We start from the raw sequence: 14045 nt of genomic DNA, 5'->3' as shown, positions 1-14045 counted from the left end.
CATGCACGAAGACACCGCCACCGTGACCGAACTGGTCACCGCCATGCGCCGCGGCGCGCTCGACCTCAATGCCGTCCTGGCCGCGCTGGGCAAGCGCGCCGCGGTACCGGAGGCCGAATACCGTGCCGGGGTGGAAACGCTGTGGACGCTGCAACGCCAGCACCTGCTCGACGATGCCACCGTGACCACGCTGGTGAGCCGGCTGGATGCGTTGCGCGATCGTGCGATTGCGCCTGCGCCTGCCCCGTCGCCAACGCCAACGCAGCAGCCAACACCCACGCCAACGATGGTCGACGACGATGCCACCGTGGTGATGCCACGACCCGGCCCGGCGCGCATGGTCGAAGACGACATCACCCGCGTGCAACCGGCGCAGCCCCTGCCCGGCGATGCGCCCAGCCTCACCAGCCTGGGGCTGGGCACGCCCACCCACCTCGGCACGCAGACCGGCACCGGCACCGGCACGGCCGGTACCGCCAGCCTGTCCAGCTGGCAGCACCTGGCCGAAGCCGCCGGTGGCGATCATGCCGGTGTCGGCAGCCTGCTCAAGGGCCGCTTCCAGCTCGAACGCGAACTTGGCCGCGGCGGCATGGGGGTGGTGTATCTGGCCCGCGACGAACGCAAGGTGGAAGCACGCGACCGCGACCCGTGGCTGGCGGTCAAAGTGCTCAGCGACGAGTTCCGCCGCCATCCCGACGCACTGGTCGCCCTGCAGCGCGAAGCGCGCCGCTCGCAGAAGCTGGCCCACGACAACATCGTGCGCGTGTACGACTTCGACAAGGATCGCACCCTGGTCTTCATGACCATGGAATACATCGACGGTTGCGACCTGAAAACGCTGATCCGCGAGCAGGCCTACAATGGCATGCCGCTCAAGCAGGCCTGGCCGCTGATCGAGGGCATGGGCCGGGCCCTGATGCGCGCGCACGCGGCCGGCATCGTGCATTCGGATTTCAAGCCCGGCAACGTCATGGTCACCCGCGATGGCGTGGCCAAGGTGTTCGATTTCGGCATCGCACGCGCCGGCAAGCATGCGGCCGATGTCGCCGGTGAACAGACCGTGTTCGATGCGGCCACGCTGGGTGCATTGACGCCGGCCTATGCCAGCCTGGAAATGATCCGCGGACAGGCGCCCACTCCGGCCGACGATCTGTACGCGCTGGGCTGCGTGTGTTTCGAATTGCTGACCGGCAAGCACCCATTCGACAAACTCAGTGCCGAAGTGGCGCTGCGCGAAGGCCGCCGCCCGCCGCCGGTGCCGGGCCTGACCCGTCGCCAGTACGCCACGTTGTGCGCGGCCGTGGCATTCCCGGCTGCGCAACGGCTCACGCGCGTGGACCAACTGCTCGACGGCCTGCGCCAGGTGCCGCTGCGCGAGCGCGCGCTGCCGTTGATCGGCTATGGCGCCACCGCGCTCGCGCTGGTCGGCGTGGGCGGGTGGGGCGCATCGCGTTATCTGCATCAGCGCCATCTGGATGAGGTCATCGCACGCTTCGGTGCGCAGGACCCGCAGCAGTACCGCGACGAAACCCAGGTCATGCAGGCGCTGTCCAGCCTGAGCGCAGACGACCGCCGGCGCGTGCTGATGGACCGCAGCGACCTTATCGAAGATTTCCTGCTGCGCCGCCTGGACGCGCTGTGGAATCCGGCCAACAGCCGCGACGATTACCGCGGCGCGTTGCAGGTGTTCGCCTTGCGCGACCGGCTGCGACTGTATTCGCCCGCGCTGGATGCGCGTCGCCAGGCCATCGAGCGCGAAAAGAACCAACGCCTCAACGCGCTCGACACCACGCTCAATCGCCAGCTCGATGCCGGGCTGTTGTTCCGCACCCAGCCCGACAACGCACTGGCCACGCTCGACCAGGTGCGCCGCATCGATCCGGGCAGCAGCCTGCTGCGCCATTCCGCACTGGAAGTACGCCTGGACGCGGCCATCGCGCAGGCGGTGGCGGCCGGGCAACTCACCACCGCGCGGACCGAAGTAGAACAGGCGCGCGCAGCGTTTCCGGACTCGTTGCGCTTGCAGTTGCGCAGCGCCGAGGTCGGCGTGGCCGAGCAGCAAGCCAAACGCACGCCGGTTGCCGCCGCGCCGCGCGATGCCGACAGCGCGCGCAAGGCACTGGCTGCCGATCTGGCCAACCCCAGCACCGACCCGGCCTGGCGCGCGCGTATCGACGCCGCACTGGCCGCACTGCCGGTGGCCGAGCGCAGCAGCCAGGGCAGCGCGCTGGCCGAGGCCATCAGCACGGCGGTTGCCGCACAAAGCGACCCCGCACAGCTGGCTGGCGCGCAGGCGCTGGTGGATGTCGGCCTGGGCGTGGCCCCGCAATCGGCCAGCCTGCTGGCCCAGCGCACACGCCTGCAGACGCTGGAGCACCAGCTCGAACAAGCGTTGGCGCGCGAAAGCGCCGAGTCCGAACTGGCCGCGCGGATCGAGTCGCTGCGCCGCGCCGCCGCCGCCAACGATCTGGGCAAGACCCGCGATGCGCTGGCGCGCATCCGCACCCTGCAACCGGACCATCCGTTGTTGCGCAGCGAAGGCCCGCAACTGCTCTCGCAGGTGTATCGCAACACCGCCGGCGATGCGTTCGCACACGGGCGATACGCCCAGGCGGCCGACCTGCTGAGGCAAGGGCTGCAGACGCTCGGCCAGCGCGACGAACTGCGCAGCGCGCAAACCCGTTATGCGGTGGCCGCCGCAGTGATGACCGCGGGCACGCTGGCGCCCGGCGAACGCCAGCAACTCGCCGGGCGCCTGCAAACGCTCTATCGCACCGACGCCACCGCGCTGGCGCAATTGGAGGCGCAGATGAAGGCGGCCGGCCAATTGCCGGAAGGCTCGTTGTCGGCCCGTCTGCAACGCGCGCCCGCCGCCGATGCGCCGGCCGACGCCAGCGTGTCGCCGGGCGGCGCCACCGAGACAGCTGCGCCGGCCGCCGGCGCAAGACCGGCGCGCGGCAAATCCGCTGCCAAGCCCGCCGCCACCCCAACGACTGCGCGCGACCCCGCCGCTGCGGCATTGCCCGCCAACGCGGACGATGCCGACAGCCTGCCGCCGGTGCCCACCGGCCCGGATCCCTGCGCCGGCCTGGCCGGGCGTGCCGCGGCGTGCTTCGACACACTCGGGCAGACCCGCGGGCCGATGCTGGTGGTGATCCCGGCCATCGCCGGCGGCAAGCCGTACGCGTTGTCGCGCGGCGAAGTGGCGGTGGCCGATTTCAACCTGTTCTGCCAGGCCACCGGCCGCTGTACCGCCCAGGCCGCCGCCACCCCGGAGCTGGCGCGCGCGCCGGTGCGCAATATCAGCCTGACCCTGGCGCGCGCCTATCTGCGCTGGCTCACCATCGGCAGCGGCGGCTGGCGGTACCGCCTGCCCAGCGATGCCGAGTGGCTGCATGCCGCGCAGGCGGCCAGCAACTGGCGGCAGGCCGAAGACAGCAATTGCGTGCCGCCCAACGCCAGTGCCGGCGATGCCGCGCGCGCACCGGTGTCGGCACGCGGGCGCGATGCCAATCCCTGGGGCCTGATCAATCTCACCGGCAATGTCTGGGAATGGGTATCGACCGGAACAGGCGTGCAGGCGCGCGGCGGAAGTTTTTCCAGCTACTGGTCCGATTGCACGGTGCAGGCCAGCCGTGCCGACAACGGCTCGGCGCAACCGGACGTGGGCCTGCGCGTGCTGCGGGAGCTGCCGTGAGCGCCGCCCCGCCGTCGCCCACCGCTGCCGCTGCGCACCCGGCCAATGCGCAGCTGCAGGCGCTGGCGTTGGCGCATCAGCAGGGCCAACTCGACCGCGAGCAGTACCGCGCACGCCGTCGGCGCGTACTGGACGCCGCCCGCCAGACCCAGGGGGTGACCCTGCGCAACGCCTTGCCGAGTTCGCCTGATGCCCGGCCGGGCCCGCTGTCGGCGCATCCGGTCGCACGCAAACTGCGCAGTCAGGTGGCAGCGGTCTTCATAATCGTGATGCTCATCGCAATAATCTTGCTAACATTGCATAAATGTACGTCGGGGTTTGATCGACGTTCAGCAAGGGGCGAGGTCAGACACGCCGATCGCCGTGCAGTCGCCGCCGTGGCGCCTGCGTGTGCAGCGGGACACGTCGGCCATGCGCAACACCGGATGGTCTCAGGGGAAATGGACGTATGCGTATGACGTGTCTGGCCGCGGCGGTGTCCGCGTGCCTACTGCTGGCCGCACCTGGGTGGGCGCAGTCGCCGACCGATGCCACGGCTGCTGCGCAGTCGGCAGCGGCGGTGCCGGCCATGAGGGACCGGACCGAGGCGGTCACCGTGCAGGTGCGCGGCTTTCGCGTGCGCGATGTGGGCCACTACCCGGAAGCCGGCATCGACCCGGCCCGCATGCAGGCCGTGGCCGACGCTGCCTTCGCCGAGCTGGCCCAGGGCCAGCCGGTGGTGGCATTGCGCTTCGATCAATTGCAGGCAGTCGCCGATGCGGTCACCCGCGCCTACCGGCAGGCCGGCTTCATCGTCAGCACGGCCTATCTGCCGGCGCAGACGCCGGGCCCCGACCAACTGATCGAAATCCGCGTGCTGGAAGGGCGCATCGGCCAGATCAGCGTGCAGGGCGCCGCACGCTACCGCGGCAATGCGTTGTCGGCGCCGCTGCGCCAGCTGCAGGGCCGCCCGCTACGCAAGCAGGACGTGGACACCGCGCTGTTGTATGCGCGCGATCTGCCGGGCGTGTCGGTGTCGTCGGTGCTGCAGCCAGGCCAGAAGGAAGGCGAGACCGACGTGGTGCTGGTCGCCAGCGAGGCCGCCCGCCCGTACGTGATCACCCTGGGCGGCAACAACTACGGCACCGAGCTGACCGGCCGTTATCGCGCCCAGGCCGGCATCACCTGGAATAGCCCGCTTGGCCTGGGCGATGTGTTCGCCGCCAACTACGCCTATTCGCTGGCGCCGCGGCAGAGCCAGATCGGCGCGCTGTCCTATGGCCTGCCGATCGGCAGCGTGTCCGGCCTAAGCGCGGTGATCGGCGCCAGCCGCAGCGAACTGGAAGTGCGCAACGGCGTGTTCGCCCGGCTTGGCCTGAAGGGGCCGACCTCCATCGTCTACACCGGCGCCGACTGGAAATTCATCAACACCGAAACGCTGCAGCTGCAGGGCTCGGCGCGCTATCTGCGCGAGCAATCCAAGCTCAGCGCGCTGGGCATGCAGTTGTCCGACCAGCAGTTCGATGTCGCCGAACTGGGTCTGTCGTTGCGGCGCACCGACCTGCGCTGGCGCGGTGTGGATCTGCTGCAGGGGAGCGTGCGGCAATCCTTGCGCGACCGCTCGGCGCCGGTGGACCAGATCAGCCCCGGTCGCGACAGCTATTTCACCATCGCGCGGCTGGCCTACACGCGCCTGCAATACCTCACCCGCACGCAGCGGCTGTACTTCAAGTTCAACGGCCAATACAGCGACGACACGCTGACCCCGATGGAGCAGTTCGCTGTCGGTGGGCCCGACAGCGTGCGCGCCTATCCGGTCTCCGATGCATTGGGCGACCGCGGGTATTACACCGCGCTCGAATACCACATCGATGCCCCCGGTTTTGCCGATGCCGCATCGCCGTTCAATGGCCGGCCCTGGCGCGAGCTGCTGGAGCTGGATGTCTTCGCCGACCACGCCCGCGTGTTCGCCGCCAATGGCCGCCTGGCGCCGGCCAGTTTCGATGCCGCCGGCGTGGGCCTGACCTTCCGCTTGCCGCAGTACGCCAATTTCGAGTGGCGCATCAGCGCCGCGCTTCCGACCGGTGCGCGCGACGCCTCCGACGGACGCGACGACGCCCGCATCTACACGCGTTTCGGCTTCACTTTCTGAGGGATCTGCGCATGCACGCCACCATCCATACCGCGACCTCGCCGCGCACGCTCCCGTTGCGTCACTGCCCGCTGGCCGTTGCGCTGGCAGCCGCCCTGATGGCCATGCCGGTCAGCGGCCTGGCCCAGGTGGCGGCCAACCAGCTGCCGACCGGCGGCAGCATCGCCGGCGGCACCGGCACCATCAATGCCGTCAACGGCAGCAGCCGGACCGTCGACCAGACCTCCTCGCGCATGGCGCTGACCTGGTCGGCGTTCGACATCGGCTCGTCGGCGACGATGATCTTCAACCAGCCCAGCGCCAGTTCGGTGGTGCTCAACCTGGTGCAGAGCGGCAACCCGACGCAGATCTACGGCAACATCAACGCCAATGGGCAGGTGTTCCTGCTCAACAGCAACGGCGTATTGATCGGCAACACCGCCAACATCAATGTCGGCGGCCTGGTGGTCAGTACGCTGGGCACCACCGTGTCCAAGTTCATGAGCGGCGACTACAGCCTGGATGCCGGCGGCACGACCGTGGCGCAGGTCATCAACAGCGGCACCATCAACGCCGCTGCCGGGTCGGCCGTGCTGATCGGCGGCCGGGCGTCCAACAGCGGCACCATCACCGCCACCGCCGGCAACATCACGCTCGCCGGTGCCGACGCAGCCACGCTGACGTTCGAAAGCGGCGGCTTCGGCGTGCTGATCGACAAGCCGCTGCAGCTGAGTCTGGCGACCGAAGCGGTGGACAATTCCGGCACCCTGAGCGCGCCAGGCGGCGCGATCCAGCTGCAGGCGCGCGCGGCGCAAGGCATCTTCGATCGACTCATCAACAACAGCGGCACCATTCGTGCGGCGTCGCTGTCCAATGGCCCCGACGGCAGCGTGTCGCTCATCGCCTCCGGCGGTGGCAGCTTCGACGTCGCCGGCGGCGGCAGCATCGATGCCGGCACCGGGGCGATCACCCTGAGCACCGGTCGCGGCGTGCAACAGACCGGCATCTACACCGCCGGCAGCCTGGGTGGCTTTATCGGTGGCAGTGCCACCTTCAGCGGGGCCAACAAGATCAGCGGCCTCGGCAACCTGGATGTAGGCGGCAACCTCAGCCTGACCAACACGGTCGCGTTGTCCCAATCCGGTGCGCTGGCGGTGACGGGCACCAGCCAATTCCTGCAGTCCGGCAGTGCGCTTTCGCTGACCAACGGCGGCAACACCTTCGGTGGCCTGTTCAGCGCCAGCGGCAACGGCATTGCCGTGAGCGCGGCAGGCAATCTCTCGATCGGCACGTTGAACCTCGACAGCAACAGCGCGCTGTCGTTGAGTGCCACCGGCGCATTGACCTTGCCGACAACGGCGATCAACACCGGCAGCGCCAACCTCACCCTGTCCAGCGGCGGCAGCCTCAGCACGCGCGCCACGCTGGCCGGGACGAACGTGGACCTCACCGGTCGCGGCGGCATCGCGCTGGCGCATGACGTCACGGCAAGCGGCACGCTGAAGTTGACCGCCACCAATAACGCGATCACCCAGACCGCCGGCAGCGTGGCCACCACCGGCACCAGCACCATCAATGCCGGAACCGGTGCCATCACGCTGGATGGCGCAGGCAACGACTTCCAGGGCGTGGTGGCGCTGACCGGCGGCAACACGCGCATCAGCGACAGCGGCGCGCTGACACTGGGTGCGGTGAACGTCAACGATCTCACCGCCATCAGCAACGGCGCGTTGAACCTGGGCAGCGGCCGGGTGGGCGGTGCCTTGCTCGCCACCAGCAACAACGGCGCGATCACCCAGTCGGCCGGTAACTTCCTGACCATCGTCGGCACCAGCAACCTCACTGCCGGCACCGGTGCGATCACCCTGAACAACAGCGGCAACGCCTTTGGCGATCTGGTCAGCGCCACCGGTCGCGGTATCTCGTTGAACGCTGCCGGCAATCTGGCCATCGGCACCCTGAATCTTGGCAACAACAGCGCGCTGTCGCTGCGTGCCAGCGGTGCATTGACCTTGCCGGCAACGGCGATCAACACCGGCAGCGCCAACCTCACCCTTTCCAGTGGCGGCAGCCTCACCACGCGCGCCGCGTTGGCCGGCACGAACGTGGACCTCACCGGCACTGCCGGCATGACTCTGGGGCATGACGTCACTGCAAGCGGCACGCTGGCACTGACCACCACCAACAGCGCGATCACCCAGGCCGCCGGCAGCGTGACCGCCACCGGCACCAGCACCGTCAATGCCGGAACCGGCGCCATCGAACTGGATGAAGCGACCAACGATTTCCAGGGCGTGGTGACGCTGACCGGCGGCGACACGCGCATCGCCGACACTGGCGCGCTGACGCTGGGTACGCTGAATACCGGCAGCCTCACCGCCACCGGCAATGGTGCGTTGAACCTGGGCAGTGGCAGCGTCCGCGGCACCCTGAATGCAACCAGTGGCAATGGCGCCATCAGCCAGAGCGCCGGACTGATCGTCGATGGCAGCGCCACCCTCAACGCCGGCAACGGCGCCATCGCGCTGACCGACGGCAGCAACGATTTCCGCAGCAGCGTCAGCCTCACCGGCACCGGCATCAGCGTGGTCGATCGCGACGATCTAAGCGTCGCCTCGATCAGCAACGGCACCAATGGCGCCATCGCCCTGACAGCCGGCGGCGCGCTCACGCTGCCCACGCAGAATCTTTCCACCGGCACCGGCGCGCTCAGCCTGATCGCCAATGGCGGTGCCTTGAGTACGCTCGGCACCTTGAGCGGCGGCAACGTCAGCCTGAGCGCGCGCGATGGCGTGGCGCTCAATCACACCGTCACCGCCGGCGGCATCCTGGGCCTGACTGCCACCAACGCCGCAATCACTCAGAACGCGGGCGTGCTCGACGTTGGCGGGCTGGCCACCGTCAATGCCGGCAACGGCGCCATTTCGCTCGCACGCAATAACGACTTCAAGAACGGCATTGCATTGACCGGCCGCAATATCGCAGTGGCCGATGCGAACGACCTCAGCGTGGTCTCGCTCAACAACGGTGGCGCCGGCGCCATCGCACTCACGGCAGGCAACTCGCTCACGCTGCCTGCCAGCGGATTGACCAGCACCGACAACCTGACGCTGCGCGCAGACAGCGGCACCCTCACATTGGGCGGCAATCTGGTCGGCAATGCGGTGTCACTGTTCAGCGCCAACGCACTCACGCTGGCGACCAGCATCGACAGCAGCACCTTGTCGGTGTCCACCAACAACGGCGCGATCAACCAGACCGCAGGCGCGTTGCGTATCGGTTCGACCTCCAGCTTCAACGCCGGCACCAGTGCGCTGGCACTGGGCAGCGCGGGCAATCACTTCGGCGGCGCAGTGAGCCTGACCGGCAACGGCGTGTCGATCAGCGACAGCGGCGCGCTGACGCTGGGCACGCTCAACACCGGCAACCTCACTGCCACCAGCAACGGCGGATTGAACCTGGGCAGCGGCCGCGTTGCCGGCACCCTTGCTGCGAGCAGCGGCAATGGCGCCATCGGCCAGGCCGGCGGGCTGATCGTCGATGGCAGCGCCACCCTCAACGCCGGCAGCGGCGCCATCGCGCTGACCGACGGCAGCAACGATTTCCGCAGCGGCGTCAGCCTCACCGGTACCGGCATCAGCGTGGTCGATCGTGACGATCTGCGCATCTCCTCGATCAGCAACGGCACCAATGGCGCCATCGCCCTGACAGCCGGCGGCGCGCTCACGCTGCCCACGCAGAATCTTTCCACCGGCACCGGCGCGCTCAGCCTGATCGCCAATGGCGGCGTAGTGAGCACGAACGGCAGCTTGAATGGCGGCAACGTGAGCCTGAGCGGCCGCGATGGCATCGTGCTCAATCACAACGTCACCGCCAGTGGCAGCCTGGGCCTGACTGCCACCACCAACGCGATCTTCCAGAATGCAGGGGTGCTCGACGTCGGCGGCCTTGCCACCGTCGATGCCGGCAACGGCGCCATTTCGCTCGCACGCGATAACGACTTCAGGAACGGCCTTGCACTGACCGGCCGCAATATCGCGGTGGTCGATGCGAACGATCTCAGCGTGGTCTCGCTCAACAACGGTGGAGCCGGCACCATCGCGCTCACCGCACGCAACTCGCTCACGCTGCCCGGCAGCGGATTGACCAGCAGCGATGACCTGACGCTGCGCGCAGAAAACGGCACGCTGACATTGGGCGGCGATCTCGCCGGCAATGCGGTCTCGCTGTTCAGCGCCAACGCACTGACGTTGGCGACCAGCATCGACAGCAGCACCTTGGTGGTGTCCACCAGCAACAGCGCGATCAACCAGACCGCAGGCGCCTTGCGCATCGGTTCGACCTCCAGCTTCAACACCGGCTCCGGCGCGATCGCGTTGGGCAGTGCCGGCAATCACTTCGGCGGTGCAGTGAGCCTGACCGGCAACGAGGTGTCGATCCGCGACAGCAGCACGTTGACGCTGGGCACGCTGAACACCGCCAACCTCACCGCCACCAGCAACGGCGCATTGAACCTGGGCAGCGGCCGCGTTGCCGGCACCCTTGCTGCGAGCAGCGGCAATGGCGCCATCGGCCAGGCCGGCGGACTGATCGTCGATGCCGCCACCACCCTCAATGCCGGCAGCGGCGCCATCGCGCTGATCGACGGCAGCAACGACTTCCAGGGCAGCATGAGCCTGACCGGGGCCGGCATCGCGGTGCGCGACAGCAACGATCTCACGCTCTCGGCGTTGACCAGCAACAACGGCGGCACGATCGCGCTGACCGCCGGCGGCAACCTGGTCCTGCCGGGGACCACGCTGAACAACGGCAGCGGTGATATCAACCTGATCGCCAACAGCCTGAGCCTGTCTGCCGCACTGCTTGGCGACGAAGTGAGCCTGCGCGCCAACAGCGGCTTGGCCTTGGGCCAGAACATCACCGCGCGCACGTTGTCGCTTGCCAGCAGCAATGCCGCCATTACGCAAAGCGGCGGCGCACTGCTGGTCAGCGGCGCCACCACGGTCGATGCGGGCACCGGTGCGATTTCGTTGTTGCAAGCCGGCAATAACTTCAACAGCGTCAGCCTGACCGGCAACGGCATTGGCGTGATCGACGGCGACAACCTCAGCCTCGCCGCATTGACCAGCACCGGCAACGGCAGTGTTGCAGTGACCGCCGGCGGTACCTTGAGCCTGCCGTCGCAGGCTATCGCGGTCGGCAACAGCAACCTGACCCTGGCATCGAACGGCGGCGCACTGAGTACGGCCGCAGCGCTGGGTGGCAACAACGTGGCGCTGTTCGGACGCGACGGCCTGACCCTGGGCCACACCGTCACCGCCAACACGCTCGCCCTGCGCAGCACCAACGCCGCCATCGTGCAGAACGCCGGCGCACTCGACGTGGTGGGCACCAGCACCGTCGATGCCGGTAGCGCCAGCGTCGCGCTCAACAACGGCAGCAACCGCTTTGGCGCCGGCATCCGTCTCACCGGCACCGGCATCACGGTGGCCGATCGCGGCGACCTCACCATCAATGCCTTGAACGCCGGTGCCAACGGCACCATCGCCTTGACCGCCGGCGGCGCACTGAACCTCTCCGCGCAGAACCTGGACACCGGCACCGCCGATCTTGCCCTGATCGCCAATGGCGGCAGCATGAGCACCGGCGGCGACTTGCGCGGCCGCAACGTCACCCTGTCCGCACGCGACGGTCTCACCATCGGCCACACCATCACCACCACAGGCGCGCTGTCGCTGAGCAGCAACAACACCGCGATCACGCAGACCGCCGCGGCACTCGATGTTGGCACCACCACCACCGTCAATGCAGGCAGTGGCAACGTCACGCTCAATACCGCGGGCAACACCTTCAACGGCGTGGTCAATCTCACGGCAGGCGACGTGCAGATCGCCGGCAACGCGCTCAGTTTCGGCACGCTGTCCACCAATGCACTCACCGCCAACAGCAGTGGCGCATTGAATCTCGGTAACGGGGTGGTGCGTGGCGCGTTGAACGGCACCAGCGGCAATGCAGCGATCACCCAGAGCGGCGGTTTGTCGGTCGGCGGTGCATCCAGCTTGAATGCCGGGAGCGGCGACATCGCCTTGACCGATGCCAACAACGACTTCGTCGGCGCGGTTGCGCTCACCGGCAATGCCATCGCCGTGCAGGATCGCAACGACCTCAGCATCGCTGCGGTGCGCAGCGGTGCCAACGCGGCGATCTCGCTGGTCGCCGGCGGCGACTTGAACCTGCCGGCCAGCCAGATCGACACCGGCACCGGCGCGCTGACGCTGACAGCCAACGGCGGTACCTTGCGCACCGCCGGCGCCTTGCGCGGTGGCACGGTGCAACTGACCGGCGCCAATGGCATCGCGCTGAGCAACACGCTCACGGCAGGCAACGCGCTGCGCTTGAACAGCACCAACGCCGCCATCACCCAGACCGGTGGCGCGTTGCTCGTCGCAGGCGACACCACGGTCGATGCCGGCAGCGGCGCCATCACCCTGGAGGCGGCGGGCAACGACTTCCAGGGCCTGCTCACCCTGAGCGGCGGGGCCAGCAGCGTGCGCGATGCCAATGTCTTGACCCTGGGCACGCTCAACACCGGCAACCTGCAGGTCCGTAACAGCGGCGCGCTGAATCTGGGCGTTGGCCTGGTCAATGGCGATCTGGATGCGGCCAGCAATGGCGGCGCCGTCACCCAGAGCGGCGCGTTGACCGTGACCGGCAGTACCCGCATCAACAGCAGTGGCGCTGCCATTGCATTGACCGATGCCGACAACGATTTCCAGGCGGCGGTGAGCCTGAGCGGCGGCGCGGCCAGCGTGCGCGATCGCAATGCGCTGGTCTTGGGCAATCTGGAGGTCGATGCACTGGATGTCGCCAGCGGTGCCGGCCTGGATCTGGGCCAGGGGCGCGTCGGCGGTGCGCTGGTGGCACGCAGCGGGAGTGCAGCAACGGCCCAGGCCAACACGATCGTTGCCCAGGCGATCGCCGTGCCTGCGGCCACCGCTGCCGGCATTACCCAGCAAGGCGCGCTGACCGTGGCGGGCAACAGCGTGCTCGATGCCGGCACCGGTGCGATCGTGCTGGATGCGGCCGGTAACGATTTCCAGGGCACGGTGCAGGCGCGCGGCAGCAGCATCGCCATCGTCGATCGCAACGACCTGGCGGCGACTGCGCAAGCCAGCGATGCCCTGCGTCTGCAGGCCGGTGGCCAGCTCACCACCGCTGGCGCGCTCAGCGCCAACGCCATCGCCCTGCGCGGCGGCACCGGCGTGGTACTCGGTCACGACGTTGAAGGCGCCAGCGTGGCCTTGAGCAGCGGCGGGGCGATCACCCAGAACGCCGGCAACCTGCGCGCCGGTCAGCTCGGCGGCAATGCCGCCGGGGCGGTCACGCTCACCGGCAGCGGCAACGCCATCGACGCGCTCGGCAACTTCAGCGCGCAAGGCCTGGATCTGGTCAGCAATCGCTCGCTGCTGGTCAGCGGCCGCGTCGACGGCGGCCCCTCGCTGCGCCTGCGCAGCGGTGGCGAGCTGCAGCTGAGCGGTCAGCTGAGCGGCGCCACCAGCTGGTTGCAGGCCGCTGCCGGCATCCGCCAGCGCGCCGGCAGTTCGATCACCGCCGGCCTGCTCAGCGGTAGCGCAGGCGGCGCGGTGGTGCTGGGCGATGCGGCCGGCTTCGTCGACAACCGTGTCGTACGCCTGGGCGACTTCGTTGCCAGCAATGGGTTCAGCTTCACCAACGGCGGCGATTTGCTGCTTGTGCTGGCCAATGGCAGCAGCTACAGCGTGGATGCCGGCAACAGCGCGATGTTCCTGTCGGTCCGCGGCAATCTGTTCCAGGACGGCCGCGCGCCGCTGCGCAACGGCACCGGCACCTTTGCCGCCACCGGCCAGATCGGTACGCAGCAGAACCCGATCTATGTGATCGGCACCGGCACCCAGACCGTGGCGGCGATCGGCGCGCCGCCGGCGTATTTCAACGCCACGACGGTCGACGGCAGCCTGCTCGATCTGGCCGGCGGCTCCGGCTTCAATGTGCCGGCCTCGGCGTTTGCCGGCCGTGCGCAGAGTTCGGCCAGCCGCACCGTGGCCTTCGTGGACCTGTCGGCCAGCGGTACCCCGTACCGCGCCTTCGGCCTGGTCCGCCCCGGCCTGCGGTTGCCCGACGACCAGCAGCCGGCCTGCGACGCCGGCGACCCGGATGCTGTCTGCAATCCCGAGTGACCTGCCTGCCGCCGCCCACCGC

4 protein-coding genes and 1 pseudogene are annotated in these 14045 nt (G+C 68.7%); all 5 read left to right on the top strand.

Translation table 11 applies throughout. The annotated features are described in order from the left end of the window. Position 1 precedes the first annotated feature (1 nt). The 5 genes and pseudogenes from LN450_RS02570 to LN450_RS02555 all read left to right on the top strand — a co-directional run bounded on the left by LN450_RS02570 (position 2) and on the right by LN450_RS02555 (position 14023). Positions 2–3697, top strand: a complete 3696-nt coding sequence (locus tag LN450_RS02570) for a protein kinase domain-containing protein (RefSeq protein WP_011348988.1) — start codon at positions 2–4, stop codon at positions 3695–3697. Next, positions 3694–4155: a hypothetical protein gene (locus tag LN450_RS02565; RefSeq protein ID WP_011348987.1), complete on the top strand. Its 462-nt coding sequence runs from the start codon at positions 3694–3696 to the stop codon at positions 4153–4155. The genes LN450_RS02570 and LN450_RS02565 overlap by 4 nt, the downstream gene beginning before the upstream one ends. Then, positions 4152–5828 (top strand): ShlB/FhaC/HecB family hemolysin secretion/activation protein, encoded by a 1677-nt coding sequence (locus LN450_RS02560; protein WP_029820696.1) that lies wholly within the window; start codon positions 4152–4154, stop codon positions 5826–5828. Before LN450_RS02565 ends, LN450_RS02560 begins: the two co-directional genes overlap by 4 nt. Positions 5829–5839: 11 nt before the next feature. Then, positions 5840–7705, top strand: a pseudogene (locus tag LN450_RS23320) (beta strand repeat-containing protein); the annotation flags it as partial. 207 nt (positions 7706–7912) lie between these two features. After that, positions 7913–14023, top strand: a complete 6111-nt coding sequence (locus LN450_RS02555) for a beta strand repeat-containing protein (protein ID WP_425510709.1) — start codon at positions 7913–7915, stop codon at positions 14021–14023. Positions 14024–14045 lie beyond the last annotated feature (22 nt).

The sequence above is a fragment of the Xanthomonas euvesicatoria pv. euvesicatoria genome (assembly GCF_020880415.1).
In the GTDB taxonomy this organism is placed as follows: domain Bacteria; phylum Pseudomonadota; class Gammaproteobacteria; order Xanthomonadales; family Xanthomonadaceae; genus Xanthomonas; species Xanthomonas euvesicatoria.
The sequence above is the reverse complement of the archived record's forward strand: the minus strand, read 5'-3'. Positions and strand labels throughout refer to the sequence as shown.